Raw genomic sequence first — 18373 nt, 5'->3', positions numbered from 1 at the left:
GTGATTTGACAAATTTGTCCAATCACGCTGAAAAGCAAAAAATAGGCTAGGGATAGATTGCATGGCGCGCGATACGACTGATGAAACGGCACTGACGGGCGTTGAACAACTGGCTGGCTATCTGGCTGGCGGATGCAAGCCCAAAGATGCCTGGCGCATCGGCACCGAGCATGAAAAATTTCCATTCTACACGGTCGATAACAGTCCCGTTCCCTATGAGGGACCACGCGGCATCAAAGCCATCCTTGAAGGTATGCAGGCAACGCTTGGCTGGGAACCTATTATCGATGAAGGCAATATCATCGGTCTGGTGGAGCCAACCGGACAGGGTGCCATTTCACTGGAGCCCGGCGGTCAGTTTGAGCTTTCCGGAGCGCCGCTTTCAACCATTCATCAGACATGCCGTGAAGTGAACGCACATCTATCTCAGGTCCGCGAAATAGCGGAGCCCCTGGGTATTCGCTTTTTAGGTGTTGGCGGCAGCCCGAAATGGACTTTGGCCGAAACACCCGTCATGCCGAAGTCACGCTACAAGATCATGACCAACTACATGCCGAAAGTCGGGCATGAAGGTCTGGACATGATGTATCGCACTTCGACCATTCAGGTTAATCTGGACTTCAGCTCGGAACGAGACATGCGCCGTAAGATGCAGGTTTCGATGAAGCTGCAATCCGTGGCAACAGCACTTTTCGCGAGCTCGCCGTTCACCGAAGGTAAACCGAACCGCCTTTTGTCATGGCGTTCGAATATCTGGCGCGATACCGACAATCAGCGTTCGGGCGTACTGCCTTTCGTTTTCTCGGAAAACTTCGGGTTTGCCGATTATGTCGAATGGGCGCTTGATATACCTATGTATTTTATTCTGCGTGACGGTCATTATCACGACTGTACGCATGTCACTTTCCGCCAATTCATGAACGGCGCGCTGAAAGGTGAAGTGAGCGACCCGGTCCCCAATATGGGCGACTGGACCAATCACCTTTCGACACTGTTCCCTGAAGTGCGCCTCAAGCGTTTCCTGGAAATGCGAGGAGCTGACGGAGGTCCGTGGCGCCGTATCTGTGCGCTTCCAGCCTACTGGGTCGGACTACTCTATGACGAAGAAGCTCTGACCGCTGCCGAACTTCTTACCAAGGATTGGACCTACGAAGAGGTGCTTGCACTTCGTAACGAAGTTCCCGCAAAGGCGTTGAACACGACCTTCCGGGGCAAACCGCTGGAACAGATCGCTCGCGAGACTTTGAAAATTTCGCGTCTCGGCCTCCTAAGCCGCAACAAGCTCAACAGCGAAGGTCATGACGAAACGCATTTCCTCGCACCGCTTGAGGAAATCGTTGCGGCTGGTGTTACGGATGCCGAGCGCATGCTGAAGGCATATAACAGCGTATGGGCAGGGTCAGTTGATCCAATCTTTCTGGAATATGCCTATTGAGCATCGAGCCACGAACACATCCGACAAAAAAGGGCGCGTTATCCGCGTCCTTTTTGTATTAGTCAGCTCGCGACCTGCTGGCCTTTGCTTGGATCAGGTATCACGACAATCGTGCTGCCATCGCGCACATTGTTGTAAAGATCAATCACATCCTGATTAAGCATGCGGATACATCCCGACGACACGGCCTTGCCGATGCTCCAGGCTTCCGGCGATCCGTGAATGCGATAGAGTGTATCGCGCCCATCCTTGTGAATATACATCGCTCGCGCACCGAGCGGGTTCTTGATACCGGGAGGCATCCCGCCATTGGCGATGCTGTAGGGCTCCAGCGCGGGTTGACGTGCGACCATCTCATCCGGTGGCGTCCAGCGGGGCCACTGGCGCTTATAAGCGATCTTTGCGCGTCCAGCCCAAGCAAAACCGTCGCGCCCGACACCTATGCCATAGCGCATGGCCCGGCCATTGCCGAGTACATGATAGAGATACTTGTTCGGCGTATCGACGATAACAGTGCCTCTGACTTCGTCCGTCGGATAATCGACCTCCTGCCGCCAGAACTTTGGATCAACCTTACTCGTATCGACGGCAGGAATCGGGAATTGTTCTTCCGGCAGAGCCTGGTACATCAGCGGCACAGGTCGCGACGGTGCAGGTTCAGGCAATTTCTTCGCCGGTTGAGGTGGCTGTTGCGCCGTCGAAACACAGCCCGACAACGCAACCGCGCTTACACCTATAAGAAAGCCGCGGCGGCTGAAAGCAGCCCTCGCAAAGCCGTTTGTAAGGTCGTCCTGGGATTTTTTACGCGACATCCTGAATCTCTAACAATGACAGATGCGCGAGAAGAAGACGGCCAAGCTTAAGCCAGCCTTAAGGCCAAGCAATCTCAGCAGAAAGCGAAAAATACCGCGACTGACTGTTGCTAAAATAACGATCCCTGATTGCCGGAGCCGGGAGACTGAACCTTTTTTGTTTGTACAAGCTTTGCGGGTTCACTCCCGTCCCCCTCACCCGCAACGACTGCAACGTCACCATCGCGAAACCGAATGGACAAAGCATCTCCAGCCGACACGGATGCAGCCTGCTTCACCGGCTTCCCTTCAGCGTCGAAGACAACCGCAAAGCCACGCTCGAGAACGCTTTCATAGGAAAGCGTGCGCATGAGACGCTCCAGTTCCTGCCCGCGCCGTTTGGCTCTTTCTATGAGAAGCCGTACGGCTTGGTCGCGACGGCGATCCAGCTGTTCTATTGCAACGGTTGTAAGCTTTGTGCGCCGCAGTATCGGTTCAGCCGAAAGACGATTTGCCCGATGAATGAAAGCCGTTCGCCGCTCCCGCAGGAATGCCTCAAGCGCGCGAGGCAATCTCTGCCCAAGAACGGAAACCCCGCGTTCCAATTCCATAAACCGGCGCTGAAGGAGGCGCGGCGATAACTGTCGCACATGGCCTTCAAAGTGAACTCGCTTCTTTTGCGTATTGACGAACAGCGCCCGCGTGAGGCGCGAAGCGGCTTCGTCGAAACGGCGTCGAGGCAAAGCCAACAACTGGTCAGCTGACGGAAGAGCACGTGCTGCCGAACGGTGTGCTTGTCGTTTCAGATCGATAAAGCGGGACATGACCGATGAAAGCCGCGCGGACTGCCCTGCCAGCGCTGCCAACAGGTCTGCCTTTACAGGCACCGCCATTTCCGCCGCGCCTGTCGGCGTCGGAGCACGAATGTCGGCTGCAAGATCGATCAAGGTCCAGTCGGTTTCGTGGCCGACTGCAGAAATTACTGGAATATGCGACGCAGCAACGGCACGAACAACGATCTCGTCATTGAAACCCCACAGGTCTTCCAGACTACCTCCACCACGCGCCACGATCACCACATCCGGCCTCGGAATAGGACCATCTTCGGGCAAAGCATTGAAGCCATCAACTGCGGCAGCCACCTCAGGACCGCTCGTCTCGCCCTGTACACGCACAGGCCAGACAATGACATGCAACGGATAACGGTCTGCAATCCGGTGAATTATATCCCGAATAACCGTCCCGGTCGGAGAGGTCACCACCCCGATCACACGAGGCATAAAGGGCAAGAGCTGCTTTACGGCAGGGTCAAACAGACCTTCCGAAGCCAGCCGCCGCTTACGCTCCTCCAGAAGCGCCATCAGCGCGCCCGCGCCGGCAGGTTCCATCTGTTCGATGACGATCTGATATTTCGATGAACCCGGATAGGTCGTGAGTTTGCCGGTTGCAATCACTTCCATCCCCTCTTCGGGACGGAAGCGCAGACGGCTCATCGAGCCTCGCCAGATCACGGCTTCAAGACGCGCACGATCATCTTTCAATGCAAAATAGGCATGCCCCGACGAATGCGGTCCTCGATAGCCGGAAATTTCGCCGCGCACGCGCACATGCCCGAACGTATCCTCGACCGTGCGCTTCAACGCGCCGGAAATCTCGGAAACGCTATACTCGGCGACATTGGACGATGCGCCGGTAAAACTCGAATCGGAACCCATGCTCATCCCATCATAGGCAACCAGGTGGCATGACTGGTCAAGAAGCCATGCGGCGATTTACTGTCTCATCACCAGCCTGGCAGCAATTCGTTGGCTCGCACCCTCCTCGTACGAACCGCCGGAAACGGCGAAATTTCCGCCGAAGCCATCGCGCCAGGCTGCGGTGACGATATATTGTCTAGACTTTCAATAATATGCTGCGCAAGTGCGTCGACGACGGCATTCTGTTTTGTATGACCACGCATGATGCCAATGCCGAATTCCGGTAGCATTCCAAACCCGTCTGCTTCACCAAGAACCCGCATACCGGGACGCAGTGCACACTCTGGCAGAACAGAAACCGCAAGGCCGGAGAGAACTGCCGCCGCGAGAACAGTCGCTGACCAACTGGTGATGATGATGCGATAATCGCGTCTGGCTGCTTCCAGCACATCAATCGCTGCATGACGCCAGATACAGGTCGGGCGTCCAACAGCAAGTGGCAGGACAGCCTCCTCGTGCACCGCATGATTGGCTGAAGTCACCCAAAGCAATGGCTCCGTTCGAACAACTTCCGAGCGACGTTTGTCATCGCATTGAGTAACCAGGGCAATATCGAGTGTTCCGCGGCGGATCATCTCGTCCAGATTAACGGTCGGTTCGCAGACGACCGACAATTCAACGCGTGGGTTTGATCGTGCAAAACGCGCCATGATTTCCGGCAAAAACCGATCGGCATAATCGTCCGGTGTGCCAATGCGTACGTGGCCTTCCAGTTGTGTGTCATCAAACGCAGCAATGGTTTCACCATTGAGCTGCATCATGCGACGCGCATAAAGCAAGAGCCGCTCGCCCTCCTCGGTAAGACGATTAGTCCGTCCATCACGTTCAAACAACGGCTTGCCAATACGCTCTTCCAGTCGGCGCATCTGCATGGAAACAGCGGACTGCGTCTTGAAAACAGCATCCGCAGCACGCGTAAAACTACCCATATCCGCAATGGCTATGAAGGTCTGCAATTGATCGAGATCAAGAGGCGTGCTCATCGGCGTCATCCATCATTATTATTGAAGAATTACATTAAAAACATTCGTTGGAACAATCAATTCGATTGTTGGATAAAGCCGCCATCGTAAAGGAAAAGGAGCCGCGAAAGCGAATGACCCTGACGATAAGGATCACCTAGCCCCGCCAGATTAGAGGAGAGCGGACATGACAGCGACAAGCAAGATAACGACAACGCATTTACCGGCAGTGAGCGGACAGACCTCCACGTTCCTGCCGATGGTAAAGACCGTGTTTACGTCGATCATGCGTCGCTGGACGTTTTCCAGTGGTCGACGGCAAGTGCTAAACCTGAGCAGCTTTGACGACCACATGCTGCGCGATATTGGACTTCGTCGTGAGGATATTTATACGGCAGCTCATTATCGCGGCGCGGCCGACCCCACACAGGTTCTGAGTGAACTGGCAGACGCTCGACTACGGATCAAGGCTACACGTCTGATCTGCTGAACCAATATCTCTTCGGGACTCGATAGGCCGCAGCCTTTTTCGAACCCGAAGACTCATAATCTGGCAGGCGCCACCTTCACATACCGGGTCCCCTCCCGGTCAGCCTGCCCTTTGCCCGGCCGCTCCTCCGCTGGCCGGGCTTTTTTATGCACCTGCTTCCGGGAAGCATTCCTCTACGCATCAATTTACGGCGCGCCCACCGCATGAAATCAGCAATTGCTGGATAATGTAAATCGCTTTGAAATTTTTCGAAGAAAAGTGTTGCGTTCGGTGTTTGAGTTCGCTAGATGGAGGCCGTCGCGAACGAGCTGACGCTTTATCGCGCTTGCAGGCCTCCAGATCGAAGGCAGTTGCAAATTCCTGCTGGGGAATAGTTTAAGGGTAGAACAGCGGACTCTGACTCCGCTAGTCTTGGTTCGAATCCAGGTTCCCCAGCCAATATTTTCTTCAAGAAAATCGATGCTATAGACGGCAAGTCGGGACACTTTCTGGCTTTTTTCATGTCGCGTTTATCCTCAAATGGATTCCCCTTAATTACAACTGGTTACAATAAACTGCGGCAAATCCATGCAACATGAAATGCGACAGGCTTGTCTGTCTTCCGCAGTGAATAAAATAACGGCACCTGAAGGCGGGTGCGGAAGCGCCACGAATGCATCTCCAGTTCCTCGTTGATCTGGAAAGGGACACCAGAATCAAGTGTTCGGCAAAAAGGCCCTCCACATCGCGCAGGCTCAGCAGAAACCGATGATAGCCACAAAACAGGGCTCGCTATGATCTCAACCGGAACACGGTAGCGTTTATAGTGGGAAGGTAGCACATCGGTCATACTGCCACACACCACCCGGACCTAAACCTAACTTTAAGTCGACGCTACTTTGGCGTATTGCAGCGCCTCTCCATCTGCAGATTGCCTACTTTAACGCAGCCCATTTTTCCGCTGGCAAAACACCTGCCTACCATCAAATGATAGAAAATATACAAACTTGTTTGACATTTGTTATTTTTAAAACATACTTGGGACGTCAGAAAAATCGCAAAAGCTGGGAGGCGCGATCATGGACACCAAGAAAAGACTTTCGCCGGCAACTGCCGCGTTGGCACTGGGAATATCGACTTTCATCGTTCAATCTGCGCTCGCGGCGGATCTGATCCGCATTGTTTCTCCGATGAGAACTACGACGCTTGATCCGATGCGCTCGGCATCGCAGGGCAACATTGAAACCTACGGACAGCTTTATGCACGTCTCCTGCGACGCGACCCCGTCAATAGCCAACTGCAACCCGGCCTCGCCGAAAGCTGGGAGGTTTCTCCTGATGGCAAGGTCTACACTTTTCACCTGAGGGACGCGCAGTTTTCCAATGGCACACCGATATCTGCCGACGATGTCGTGTTCAGCCTTTCACGTATCCACAGCGACAAAAAATCGGCCTACCCCGCCCCACTAGGGGCAATGGAAACGATCGTGGCCAAAGATCCGAAGACGGTCGTCATTACCTTGAAATCTGCCTTCGCACCATTCCTCGACAATCTCGAAATTTGGAATATGGGCATTGTTTCGAAGGCCGATGTCGACGCAAAAGGCGCGGATAACGCCTTTGCCACTACGCCTGTCACATCAGGCCCCTACACAGTCAAAGAGTGGAAGCCAAACGAAGTGCTCGTGTTGCAACCCAATGCGCACTATTGGCGCACCGGTTATCCAAAATCCGATGCAATCGTTGAATTGCGCGAAGTCGTGTCGCCAGAAACCAGAATTGCAATGTTGAAGGCGGGAGAAGCCGAGGTCGTTCGAAATGTGCCATGGGCACAGGTTGATGATCTGAAGGCTGCAGACGGGATCGATATGCGGACCGAGCCGTCGACATTCATCTTCATGACGCTTCTCAACCACAAGCGTGAGCCGTTCTCAAACCTTGAAGCGCGGCAGGCCGCAGCCCAAGCCATCGACAACAAGGCAATGACGAAAGCAATCACACGCGGATATGCCCAGCCAGCCAATACAACGCTGCCGGGCAGCATCAACTATCACGACGATACCTATCCCGGCATCGCGTACGATCCAGGAAAAGCAAAAGCTCTGCTTGAAAAATCGGGAATGGCAGGCCGCGAAATCAAGATACTCGCCATGCCGGGGACAAACGAGCAGCAGATGGCACTTCTGCTCCAGGCCCAGTGGCAGGCTATCGGTTTCAAACCCACCATCGTCAACGTCGATGTGGGTGCCTGGTGGGATGCGACCGGAAAAGGCGACTACGATGCGACAGCATCGCAGTGGTACAATGAAACGACCGATCCCGATCTCGCCGTCCGTTGGGCCGTCTGCGGCACGTGCGGCTCAAACTCCTACAACACCTTCTATAACAATCCGAAAGTCAACGAACTGGTTGAGCAGGGAACGCGAGAAATCGATCCCGGCAAGCGGGCCGAAATCTACAAAGAGATACAGCGGATTTCCACCGATGAGGTGGCACAGATTCCGCTCTTCTACGCTCCTTACGCCAACGCCTATTCGAAGGCTCTGACCGGCCTGAAACTTACGCCGGCGCTGCAATGGACACTTGAGGAAACCACTATCGCCAAATAGCCGGACGCGATGGCAATACGGAAATTCCGCATTGCCACGCCCTCTTCTGGAGAACCAGTATGGGCCTATTCTCACTCATAGTGCGGCGTATGGTGCAACTTGTTGCCGTCATGCTCGGCATCAGCATTGTAACCTTTTTTCTGCTGCATCTTGCACCGGGCGACCCGGCCCGACTGCTGGCAGGTGATCGCGCCAGCCCTGAAGCACTCGCTGCCATCCGCGCGCAATATGGATTGGACCAGACACTCTGGCGCCAATATCTGACGTTCCTCCTGAACCTTCTTCATGGTGACATTGGTATGTCTTTGCGCTTTCAGCGCCCCGTGATCGCTCTGATCGGACAGTTCATGTGGCCAACCCTGTTCCTGACGAGCTATGTGATCGTTCTCGCGGTTCCTCCAACCATTGTTCTGGCAATCACGAGCGCACGTCGACCGGGCGGTGTTGCCGATCAGGTCATTCGCATTGTCGGCATCATGGGATTGACGATCCCTGTCTTTTGGCTTGGCCTGATGATGTCACGCTTTCTTGGGGTAGCGCTTGGCTGGTTTCCCGTTTCAGGTTACGGCGAGACCTTCCCAGAGCACCTGCATCACATGTTCCTGCCAGCGCTCTCGACCTCGATCTGGCTCATTCCCGTGCTAACACAGAACCTTCGGGCAGCATTGATCGACAAGATGACGGCCGATTTCGTCACTGCGGCGCGCGCGCAGGGAGCCAACGAGCGGGAGGTATTCTGGCGGACCATCTTGCCGAACGCGATCCTGCCGACAATCAATCTTCTTGGTGTCATGGTCGCATTCATGATCGGCGGAGCGATTATCGTCGAGACTGTCTATGCAATACCGGGACTAGGCTCCCTGATGGTCAGCGCCCTGCTTGGACGCGATTATTATGTCGTACAGGGACTTACCCTCGTCTTCGCTTTTGCCACAGTTCTCATCACGCTTGCCGTCGATCTCCTTTCGGCTTCGATCGACCCGCGTATCCGGCTTTGAGGTTCCAAAATGTCAACACTTCCTGTTACGACCAGAGCAGGCATCACCCTGCCGCAGTGGCCTGTCACAATGATGCTTGCTGTTCTCATCCTGGGTGGCTGGCTCTTCATCGCTCTGGCCGCCCCGTGGATCGCCCCATACGACCCCGATGCAATCGACATCGGCAATATGCTCACAGGCCCCAGTTCCTTACACTGGTTCGGTACAGACCAAGTGGGGCGCGACGTCCTGTCCCGCGTCATTCATGCGGCGCGGGTCGATCTTCTTCTCTGTGTTGTCGGCGTTTTGCCGCCGCTTGTCATTGGGACCGTCGTTGGGCTCCTGAGCGGCTATTTTGGCGGCTTGGTCGATGCGATTTTCATGCGCATTTATGATCTGACGGTCGCCTTTCCGTTTTTCGTGCTGGTTCTTGCCATCGTCGGCGTTATCGGGCCCGGCCTTATCAATTTTATCATTGCACTAACGATTGTCGGTTGGGTCAGCTATGCGCGGCTTATGCGGGCGGAAGTCCTGACGCTACGCGAAAGCGAATATGTTCGCGCCGCCGAATGCCTGGGTTATCCAAAGGGAGCGATCCTGTTCCACCATATCCTGCCAAATGCTGTCGGCCCGATCATCGCCTATGCGGTAAGCGATGCTGTGCTCGTCATGCTTGCGGGAGCGAGCTTCGGTTATCTTGGAATGGGTGCTCAGCCACCTATGGCCGAATGGGGCGTCATTATTGCCGATGGACAGGCATTTATCCAGGAGGCCTGGTGGATTTGTCTCTTTCCCGGCCTCGCCGCCATCTCGCTTGGACTGGGCTTCGCGTTCCTCGGCGATGGCCTTGGCCAGCTTCAACGACACGAGGCCTCCACATGAACAGTTCGATAAACACAATATCTCCGCTTCTGGATGTGGTAGACCTCAACATCGGCTTCGGAGCAATGAAGGCAGTGAAAGGCGTATCATTTCACGTCAATTCCGGCGAAATCGTCGGTATTGTCGGGGAAAGCGGGTCGGGTAAGTCGCTCACCTGCCGTGCGCTTATGGGAATTTTGCCAGGTGCAGCACAAGTTACCGGTACGGTACGGCTGGCTGGACAAAGTCTGCTCGAATTCTCCGAAATTGATTGGTGTAAACTGCGCGGCCGCGAACTCGGCATGATTTTCCAGAATCCGGCCTCCCATCTCGACCCACTGCGTCGCATCGGCAAGCAAGTGGCGGCACCTGTGGTCCGTCACCTCCGCCTCTCGCAGAGCGAGGCTGAACAGCGGGCAATCGGCCTCCTCAAAGATGTCGGCATTCCTGATGCGGAGGCACGAGCGCGCTGCTACCCTCACGAATTCTCTGGCGGCATGAAGCAGCGCGCCATGATCGCGGCGGCTATCGGCTGTGGTCCGAAACTGCTGATCGCCGATGAACCGACCACAGCTCTCGATGTGACCGTTCAGTCGCGTATCCTGCAATTGCTCCGCGACCTCAACCGCGATCTTAGTCTTTCAATAATCCTGATTTCTCACGATCTCGCCGCAATAGCAGCCACCTGCACGCGCGTCATCGTCATGCGTAACGGCGAGATCGTCGAGCAGGGAACAACTGAAGAGGTGATCAATCGCCCCAGGCACGATTATACAAGGCTCTTGATCGCGTCCCAACCTGACGGCTGGAACAACACGCCAAACACGCCACTGACATCTCAGGCATCACCGCTGATCAGCGTCGAAAAACTGCGCGTTTCCTTTGGCGGGAAACGTCGCATGCTCGGCTCGGCGAGTTCCAGCAATGCTTTTCTGGCGCTCAACGACATCGATCTTCAGATTTCGAAAGGCGAAACAGTGGGGATTGTAGGCGAGAGCGGATCGGGAAAAAGCACGCTGGCGCGAACAATCGTGCGGCAGAACAAGCCGAGCGCAGGTACAGTCCGTTTCGATGGAAAAGACATACATCAGCTGCAAGGCGCAGAACTGTTGAAGTTTCAGCGACGCGTGCAGATGGTGTTCCAGAATCCCTACGATTCCCTGAACCCTCGCATGACGGTCCGCGACACCGTAGCAGAGCCTATCTGGAGACATGGTCTTACAGATCGACGCAGTGCGCTTGCGCGGGCTGATACGCTTCTGGAGATGGTGGAACTGCCTGCCGCTCTGCGTGAACGTCGACCGAGGCAACTTTCGGGCGGACAATGCCAACGCGTTGGTCTGGCACGCGCACTGGCACTCGAACCCGAAGTGCTGATCGCGGATGAAATCACTTCTGCACTTGATGTCACAACACAAGCGCAAATTCTTGAACTGCTGCAAAGGTTGCAGGAAGAGCGGAAACTGGCGCTCGTCTACATTTCCCACGATCTTGGTGTCGTAAACAGCATCTGCCAGCGCGTTTATGTTTTCAAATCAGGCAAGATCGTCGAATCCGGCATCGCGTGTGAAGTGCTGAACAAGCCGCAAGATCCCTATACGCAGGAACTCGTCGGGTCGGTCACCCATCTCAGAAGGGATGCCGGATAAACGACAGATTTAGCAATTTCACGAATGGGATGGGTCCCTTCAACCCAGGCATCCGATTTTCCAACATCTATCTAGACAGGTTTTCACATGCGCGTTGATGAATTCACAACCTATGACGGCATCGGAATCGCCCAGCTTCTACAAAAGGGAGAAGTGACGCCCTGGGAACTTGGCCAATGCGTGGTGGAGGCGATCGAGCGCGTGAACCCGGCACTCAATGCGGTGGTGGAAGTCTTTCCCGATGCGCTTGACGATCTGAATGCCAGACATTTCAGGGGGCCGTTTCATGGCATTCCCACACTGACGAAAGACCTGCCGATTGAGGCCGGTCGTCTGGCGCAGTTTGGCAGCCGGCTGACGGAAGGCTTCCGCGCAAAAGAGGATGCGGTTTACTGGCAACGGTTGCGCAAGGGCGGATTGACCAGTGTGGGACGAACGACGACGTCCGAATTTGCAATTCCGGCCGCGACCGAGACGTTGCTCTATGGTGCAACCCGAAACCCATGGGATGTCGCCTGCGGCGTTGCAGGCTCGAGCGCTGGAGCGGCAGCGGCGGTGGCCGCAGGCATTGTTCCCTTTGCACAGGGAAGCGATGGCGGTGGTTCGATCCGAAATCCCGCTTCCTTTTGCGGTGTTCTGGGTCTCAAACCATCTCGTGGTCGGGTCACTGGCGCACCAAATGCGAATGCTCCCCTTCTCGGACTAGCAACCGGATTCATGCTGACACGCTCGGTCCGCGATACCGCGGTTCTTCTAGACCTGTGCCACGGGCCTGACGCTGGAGATGGCTATGAAATAGCCGCCCCGTCAGGGCCTTATTCCACGCTGATGCATCGGATGCCAACAAACCTCCGCATTGCTTTTTGTAAACATGCGTGGTCGGGAGCACCGATTGAGAAAGAGGTTCTGGCTGCTGCGGAAGCGACTGCGAGTATGTTGCGCGGTTTTGGTCATGATGTCGAAGAAGCATCGCCTGATTTCGACTATTCCGGTTTCCTGCACGCACAGAAGGTTATCTGGGCTGCCGATGCAGCTGCCGACGTGCCTGCCCTCGCGAAGCTTGTCGGCAAACAGCTCGATGAAAATGCCGTTGGTCCATCGGTCTATGCGGTCTATCGCTATGGCCAGACACTCAATGCGGCCCAGTTGATTGAGGCGCTTGCTGTTTATGATCAGGTGACGCGCCAGCTGGGGCGCTTCATGCAAAACTATGATCTGTTGCTCACCCCCACCTCGACCATCGTGCCCGAACCCATTGGAACCTATGATCCCAACCGATCCGGTCTCGATATCGACGCGGTGTTTGCAGATCTCGAACCGAAGGAAACATTCACCGCGCTCTTCAATGCAACGGGCCAACCAGCGATGTCACTTCCTCTGGGGCGCAGCAGCTCTGGCCTTCCAATCGGCATGCAATTCGTTGCAGCCTATGGACAAGAGCATCTTTTGCTTGCACTCGCGCGTCAATTCGAGGAACACCTAGAAGATAAGTCTGGCATATGGGGGCAAGGCCTTCCCGGGGTTCATGCCAGTCGATAGGGAGAAACGGCAGTGGCAATGACAAAGAAGGTGCGCGAGAAGAAACCTACCGACACTGAAAAAAAGGTCGATGTGGAAGCCCTCCTGCGAACATTCATTGCCTCGGCCACCCCTTCCGAGCACAGTGTTGCCTCCTATATGCTCGACAATATCCAGATGCTGTCATTCGAAACCGGAGGCAGCATCGCCAAGGCGGTCAACGTCAGCGAGATGACCGTTTCCCGCGTTGTGAAGGGGTTGGGCTTTGAAAGTCTCCGCAATCTGAAGAAAGCGCTGCGTACTTCTGTTGAAGAGAAGGACGGCGAATTCGACGATTACATGCTGCGTTTCAAGGTTCACGACAAACGACAACAAGCCTTGCAGGAAAGCCTCAAGCTGGAACTTGATGCTATTTCGAAAGCCTATAGTCTCGCCACCACAGAGCTTTGGGATGAGGCGACCAGCGCGCTGGTCAAAACCCGAACAGTCTATGTCGTCGGTTTTCAGGCTATTAAAGGTCTGGCCATGGACTTCGCAAGCCGGTTGTTATGGACACGACCGAACGTCATTTTCGTTGAAAGCGCCAGCGGCAGCTTTGGCGAAATTATTGCCGCTGATCCCAAACAGAGCATCGTTGTGATGGTCGATGCTGCCGACTATGCCACCCGGGGCATCAAGCTGGCCCAGAGGATCAAAGATATGGAAATGCCGCTGGTCATCGTTACCGACAAGTTCAGCCATTGGGCATTTCCCTATACCGATTATGTTTTCGAGGCGCATTCCGCCGTCAAAACCTATTGGGATTCCACGGCGGCAATCAATGTGGTCCTCAATTTGATGATCGATGCCATTGCGGTGAAGCTCGGACCGAAAGCGCTGCAACATTACGAGAAAATACGAGAAATGGCCGCGGAATTGGGCGACTTCGTGAAGGGGCCGACGCTCAGGGACAAAATAGATGAAATTTAATGGCGTGATTTGAGGATGTAACGAGGTTTACTCATTTCCCGAGGCAGAGCCACCCCAACTATGTCGGCTTTGATAGAGGGCGGCTCGGTAATTTTTTCATGCAGTTGCCGACGGCATGATCTTCCGCTTTGCGGCATCGCAAGAGCGCAGCTTGTCTTTGACGATGACGCGCGGTTCTATTCAGGCCACACTTTCGTGAGGCTCGTCCACACAAGAAAAGTAATCAAATTTTCCTCAATAAAATCAATATTATATACAGAAGACTATAACATTTTCTGGCTTTTTTCATGTCACGTTTAGCGGCAACGAACTTCTAGTTCTCCGCTTCAGCATCATAGCCTGTATTAAGAGGTCTCAAAACGGGACACGTACCGGTCGAAGATTACAAAAAATTCAGGTTCCACTCTTGAACTCGGCAAAACCATACACATTTGAAGAAATGCAGCGCCGGGCCCCTCTGGTCATGGCTACCGCTATGGCGATGTCGGGGCTGCTCCACTTGTTCAAATGGAGATGGTCCGGCGATGGATTCGCTTATTGTAGCCCTTTCGGGCGATTTTCTCGGCACACCTGTATATTTCTGGGCGGCGTTTATCATTGTCGTCGTCGGCCTGCTTGTCTTCGACCTCGGTATTCTGCATCGTGACGAGCACGAGATCGAAGCCAAGGAAAGCCTTCTGCTTTATGGCTTTTATGTCGTGATCGCACTGGCCTTCGGTGGTTGGGTTTGGTGGCAGCGCGGGGCGGAATCCGGGCTGGAATTTTATACCGGCTATCTGATCGAGCAGAGCCTTGCGATGGACAATATGTTTGTTATCGCAACGATCTTCGGCTTTCTTGGCATTCCCCGTCTTTACCAGCACCGTGTCTTGTTCTGGGGTATTCTCGGTGTTATCGCCTTCAGAGCAGTCCTGATCGGGCTTGGTGCCGCACTTGTGCATGAGTTCAACTGGATTCTCTTCCTCTTCGGCGCGTTCCTTGTTTTCACCGGTTTCAAGATGTTTGGCCATCAGGACGAGACGCCCGACATCGAACAGAACGCCATATTCAAATTTCTGCGTCGCCGGTTCAATATCACTCGCGAACTGCATGGCCGCAATTTCACAGTCAAGCAGCCGCATCCCAAAACGGGCAAGATGGTCACCTGGCTGACGCCATTGGCGGTCGCACTTATCATGGTGGAAACAGTCGATCTGATCTTCGCGGTCGACTCTGTCCCAGCGGTTTTCGCTGTCACCCAGGACACTTTTATCGTCTACACTTCGAACATCTTTGCCGTTCTGGGTTTGCGCGCGCTCTATTTCGCGCTGGCTGCGGCGATGAACCGGTTCCGCTACCTACAGGTGTCGCTTGCGATCATTCTGGTGTTGATCGGTATCAAGATTTTCCTTGTGCCGTTGGGCGTTCACATAAACACGTTGCTGTCGCTTGTCGTAACGCTGGCTATTCTCGCAAGCGGTGTACTTTACTCGCTGTATAAAACCCGGAATGAACCGGACATGAGCGTCGAGGATCTGGCCAAGCAGCAACATACAGAGAGTTGATTGAAAGCAGTTTCAACGCCAGAAAGGTCGGCCATATTGTGCGGACCTTTCTTCTGTGACGGCACTGTAAGCCATTGCGTGCATATCGGACCGCGCCGAGCCTAAGCCATCCTTTTGGTGAAGCTGCATCTCAACTCACAGATGATATACTGAGTTCCAAAAGGCAATCATTCGGGAACAAGTCGCGGAAGGCGAAGTTGAACTCCTTATTGCTTGGAGCACTGGTATTCTTCATCCTGATATTGGCGACCATGTTTGGCATGTTCGCTCGAATGCGTTTGCCCGAGCATCATCTCAACTCCGAGTCCAAGGATGTCATTCGGCTTGCCACCGCCGTTGTCGGAACACTTTCCGCCCTTGCTCTCGGACTTCTGATAGCTTCGGCAAAATCCGATTATGACGATGCACAGGCCGAGATGAAAACATCGGCGGCTCGCGTTGTCTTGCTGGATCGGATCATGGCGCGCTACGGCCCTGAAACAGAGCATCCACGCGCCGTACTCAAGCAAATTATCCAGAAACGTCTTGATCAAGCGTGGAATGCCGAGCGAGCCGACGAGCTTTCCGATGGAGCTTTGCCGGAGTTCAAGGATATAGAGGATATTCAGGCCAGTCTGCGTGCTTTGAACCCGACGGATGCCGCGCAAAGTTCCCTCCAAGCACGCGCGCTGGAAGTCAGCGGAATGATTGCCGAAGGTCACTGGCAATTGGTGGAAACAACAGATGAGGGGCTGCCTGTCCCATTTCTCATCGTACTGATTTCATGGTTGGCGCTTTTATTCGCAACTTTTGGGCTACAGGCTCCGCTAAACAGTACTGTCATATTGATAATAATCGTATGCTCATTGTCCGTTGCCGGCGCGATTTTCGTGATTTCGGACATGGCGAGTCCTTATGCCGGACTGATCCACATTTCTGAAGCTCCACTTCGCACTGCGCTGGATCGTCTTGGCGCTCCATGACGAATTGCGTGCGCTACAACGCCACGAAATGCTGAGGCGATACCTCGCGATATTCGCGTAAAGGCACCGCGAAATCCGCCGGACGGATGGGACTCTTGAGCTCCCCCGTTTCGCTTGAAAGCTTGGCCCTGCGTCGATCAGGGTCAGGAACCGGCACAGCCGCCATCAGCTTGCGTGTATAGTCGTGCTGGGGGTTCTCAAATACCGATGACCTCGGTCCGATTTCTACGATCTCGCCCAGATACATCACCGCCACGCGATGGCTTACACGCTCAACGACGGCCATATCGTGCGAGATGAACAGGAACGCCAGATCGAGGCTCTGCTGGAGATCCAGCATGAGGTTGATGACCTGTGCCTTGATCGAGACATCGAGCGCGGACACACTTTCATCTGCCACGATGACTTTAGGTTTCAAGGCCAGCGCCCGGGCTATACAAATACGCTGCCTTTGCCCGCCAGAGAATTCATGCGGGTAGCGCTTTGCCATATCCGGCGTCAGGCCAACCTTTTCCAGCATGTCTGCAACAACATCCTTCGCGTCCCGTTTGCTTCCTAGCCGGTGTTCAATGTAAGGTTCCGCAATAGCGGCTCCCACCGTCATGCGCGGATTCAACGATGCATAGGGATCCTGAAAGATCATCTGAACCGTTCGCCGCATCCCGCGCATGGCCTGCTTGTCCAGGGCCAGAATATTTTGGCCCTCAACCAAAACCTCACCGGAATCCGGTTCGGTCAGTCGCATGATGGCGCGTCCGGTCGTCGATTTCCCGCACCCGCTCTCGCCAACCAGCGAAAGGGTTTCACCCTTGCGGAGATCGAAGGACACATTTTCCACGGCATGGACACGCCCGCTCAGGCGAGACATGAAACCTGAGTAAATCTCGAAGCGCTTGGTAAGGCCTTTCACTTCCAACACGGGTACATCGACCTTGTCGACCGTATCCGCCACCTCGACCGGCTTTTCCGAAAGGCCGGTCGCATTGTCTACTATCGGAAACCGCAGAGGACGCTGATAGCCCTGCATTGAACCCAGTACAGGAACTGCCGACAAAAGTGCACGTGTGTAAGGGTGTTTACTCTGCCGGAAGATATCGACTGTCTGCCCTGTCTCAACCTGCTTTCCACGAAACATGACAACTGTACGATCCGATATTTCCGCCACCACGCCCATGTCATGCGTGATGAAAAGAACGGACGTACCCTCCTCTTCCTGCAACGTCTTGATAAGATCGAGTATCTGGCCCTGAATGGTTACATCCAAAGCCGTCGTCGGTTCGTCGGCGATCAACAGTTTGGGTCTGGATGCCAGAGCCATCGCGATCATGACACGCTGGCGCATACCACCTGAAAAGCGATGCGGATATTCATCGAAGCGGGATGCTGCGGACGGGATGCAAACCTTTTCAAGCAAGCGGATCGTTTCAGCACGCGCATCTGCCTTTGACATTTGCGAATGGCAGAGTAGTGCTTCCGAAATCTGGTCCCCGATTGTGAAGAGCGGATTGAGGCTCGTCATCGGCTCCTGAAAGATCATAGCGATTTCGTTGCCGCGTATCCGGCGCATTTTCTCTTCTGGAAGCGTCAGAAGCTCCCTATCTCCCAACTTGATACTGCCTTCGATGCGGCTCGTATCCTTCTGCAAAAGACGCATGATCGACAGTGAGGTGACGCTCTTGCCCGAGCCGGATTCCCCGACGATTGCGACGGTTTCTCCGGGATGGACATCGAAGGAAACGTCATCCACAACCGGTTTCCAGGCACCGTCAACCAGAAAAGAGGTGCTCAGCCCTTGAACGGATAAAACAGGTTTGTGTTTTCCAACCGTCGCAATTTTCTCAGACGTCATGATGTTCCTCCGCTTTACTCA

The 18373-nt window shown here is 54.5% G+C and carries 14 protein-coding genes and 1 tRNA gene; 11 read left to right on the top strand and 4 right to left on the bottom strand.

The genetic code is table 11. From position 1 onward, the window contains the following. Window positions 1-61 precede the first annotated feature (61 nt). Complete coding sequence (locus tag F9K94_RS09155) at window positions 62-1435, top strand: glutamate--cysteine ligase (protein WP_151645095.1); 1374 nt, start codon at window positions 62-64, stop codon at window positions 1433-1435. Between the two features lie 62 nt (window positions 1436-1497). Here the strand turns inward: F9K94_RS09155 and F9K94_RS09150 are convergent, their stop codons facing one another. From F9K94_RS09150 to F9K94_RS09140, 3 genes are all read right to left on the bottom strand, one after another. Then, window positions 1498-2247: a L,D-transpeptidase gene (locus tag F9K94_RS09150; protein ID WP_061346631.1), complete on the bottom strand. Its 750-nt coding sequence runs from the start codon at window positions 2245-2247 to the stop codon at window positions 1498-1500. 110 nt (window positions 2248-2357) lie between these two features. Beyond that, window positions 2358-3941: an exodeoxyribonuclease VII large subunit gene (gene xseA / locus F9K94_RS09145; RefSeq protein WP_151645093.1), complete on the bottom strand. Its 1584-nt coding sequence runs from the start codon at window positions 3939-3941 to the stop codon at window positions 2358-2360. Between the two features lie 68 nt (window positions 3942-4009). Next, window positions 4010-4966 carry a LysR substrate-binding domain-containing protein gene (locus tag F9K94_RS09140; protein ID WP_006468463.1) on the bottom strand — a complete coding sequence of 319 codons (957 nt, stop codon included), beginning with the start codon at window positions 4964-4966 and terminating at the stop codon, window positions 4010-4012. A 166-nt stretch (window positions 4967-5132) separates the two neighbouring features. Here F9K94_RS09140 and F9K94_RS09135 point away from each other — a divergent pair, with 166 nt between their 5' ends. The 10 genes from F9K94_RS09135 to F9K94_RS09090 all read left to right on the top strand — a co-directional run bounded on the left by F9K94_RS09135 (window position 5133) and on the right by F9K94_RS09090 (window position 16503). Next, entirely contained in the window at window positions 5133-5435 is a 303-nt protein-coding gene (locus tag F9K94_RS09135; protein WP_061346633.1) for a DUF1127 domain-containing protein, read from the top strand. 364 nt (window positions 5436-5799) lie between these two features. Further along, window positions 5800-5873: transfer RNA gene (locus F9K94_RS09130), tRNA-Gln, on the top strand. Window positions 5874-6493: 620 nt separating this feature from the next. Further along, window positions 6494-8023 (top strand): ABC transporter substrate-binding protein, encoded by a 1530-nt coding sequence (locus F9K94_RS09125; RefSeq protein WP_151645091.1) that lies wholly within the window; start codon window positions 6494-6496, stop codon window positions 8021-8023. Window positions 8024-8082: 59 nt separating this feature from the next. After that, window positions 8083-9021, top strand: a complete 939-nt coding sequence (locus F9K94_RS09120) for an ABC transporter permease (protein WP_151645089.1) — start codon at window positions 8083-8085, stop codon at window positions 9019-9021. Window positions 9022-9090: 69 nt separating this feature from the next. Next, window positions 9091-9882: an ABC transporter permease gene (locus F9K94_RS09115; RefSeq protein WP_407922041.1), complete on the top strand. Its 792-nt coding sequence runs from the start codon at window positions 9091-9093 to the stop codon at window positions 9880-9882. Beyond that, the gene (locus F9K94_RS09110; RefSeq protein WP_151645084.1) at window positions 9879-11510 is read left to right on the top strand and encodes a dipeptide ABC transporter ATP-binding protein; all 1632 of its coding nucleotides are present in this window, start codon (window positions 9879-9881) and stop codon (window positions 11508-11510) included. The genes F9K94_RS09115 and F9K94_RS09110 overlap by 4 nt, the downstream gene beginning before the upstream one ends. An 87-nt stretch (window positions 11511-11597) precedes the next feature. Next, a complete protein-coding gene (locus tag F9K94_RS09105) occupies window positions 11598-13049 on the top strand; it encodes an amidase (RefSeq protein WP_151645083.1) in 1452 nt (483 codons plus the stop codon). Between the two features lie 18 nt (window positions 13050-13067). Next, entirely contained in the window at window positions 13068-13997 is a 930-nt protein-coding gene (locus F9K94_RS09100) for a MurR/RpiR family transcriptional regulator (protein ID WP_151645356.1), read from the top strand. Between the two features lie 524 nt (window positions 13998-14521). Continuing rightward, window positions 14522-15541, top strand: coding sequence for a TerC family protein (locus F9K94_RS09095; RefSeq protein ID WP_061346640.1), 1020 nt, complete (start codon window positions 14522-14524; stop codon window positions 15539-15541). A gap of 197 nt (window positions 15542-15738) precedes the next feature. Next, complete coding sequence (locus F9K94_RS09090) at window positions 15739-16503, top strand: bestrophin-like domain (RefSeq protein ID WP_151645081.1); 765 nt, start codon at window positions 15739-15741, stop codon at window positions 16501-16503. A gap of 13 nt (window positions 16504-16516) precedes the next feature. On the opposite strand, the gene F9K94_RS09085 is transcribed toward F9K94_RS09090, so the two are convergent. After that, entirely contained in the window at window positions 16517-18352 is a 1836-nt protein-coding gene (locus F9K94_RS09085) for an ABC transporter ATP-binding protein (RefSeq protein WP_151645079.1), read from the bottom strand. Window positions 18353-18373: the final 21 nt, after the last annotated feature.

Source organism: Brucella tritici, from assembly GCF_008932285.1.
GTDB lineage: Bacteria > Pseudomonadota > Alphaproteobacteria > Rhizobiales > Rhizobiaceae > Brucella > Brucella tritici.
The sequence above is the reverse complement of the archived record's forward strand: the minus strand, read 5'-3'. Positions and strand labels throughout refer to the sequence as shown.

What these genes read in the sequence shown, in the direction of transcription:
- F9K94_RS09155 (WP_151645095.1), top strand. Translation starts at nt 62, where the DNA reads ATGGCGCGCGATACGACTGATGAAACGGCACTGACGGGCGTTGAACAA.
- F9K94_RS09150 (WP_061346631.1), bottom strand. Translation starts at nt 2,247, where the DNA reads ATGTCGCGTAAAAAATCCCAGGACGACCTTACAAACGGCTTTGCGAGG.
- xseA (WP_151645093.1), bottom strand. Translation starts at nt 3,941, where the DNA reads ATGGGTTCCGATTCGAGTTTTACCGGCGCATCGTCCAATGTCGCCGAG.
- F9K94_RS09140 (WP_006468463.1), bottom strand. Translation starts at nt 4,966, where the DNA reads ATGAGCACGCCTCTTGATCTCGATCAATTGCAGACCTTCATAGCCATT.
- F9K94_RS09135 (WP_061346633.1), top strand. Translation starts at nt 5,133, where the DNA reads ATGACAGCGACAAGCAAGATAACGACAACGCATTTACCGGCAGTGAGC.
- F9K94_RS09125 (WP_151645091.1), top strand. Translation starts at nt 6,494, where the DNA reads ATGGACACCAAGAAAAGACTTTCGCCGGCAACTGCCGCGTTGGCACTG.
- F9K94_RS09120 (WP_151645089.1), top strand. Translation starts at nt 8,083, where the DNA reads ATGGGCCTATTCTCACTCATAGTGCGGCGTATGGTGCAACTTGTTGCC.
- F9K94_RS09115 (WP_407922041.1), top strand. Translation starts at nt 9,091, where the DNA reads ATGATGCTTGCTGTTCTCATCCTGGGTGGCTGGCTCTTCATCGCTCTG.
- F9K94_RS09110 (WP_151645084.1), top strand. Translation starts at nt 9,879, where the DNA reads ATGAACAGTTCGATAAACACAATATCTCCGCTTCTGGATGTGGTAGAC.
- F9K94_RS09105 (WP_151645083.1), top strand. Translation starts at nt 11,598, where the DNA reads ATGCGCGTTGATGAATTCACAACCTATGACGGCATCGGAATCGCCCAG.
- F9K94_RS09100 (WP_151645356.1), top strand. Translation starts at nt 13,068, where the DNA reads ATGACAAAGAAGGTGCGCGAGAAGAAACCTACCGACACTGAAAAAAAG.
- F9K94_RS09095 (WP_061346640.1), top strand. Translation starts at nt 14,522, where the DNA reads ATGGATTCGCTTATTGTAGCCCTTTCGGGCGATTTTCTCGGCACACCT.
- F9K94_RS09085 (WP_151645079.1), bottom strand. Translation starts at nt 18,352, where the DNA reads ATGACGTCTGAGAAAATTGCGACGGTTGGAAAACACAAACCTGTTTTA.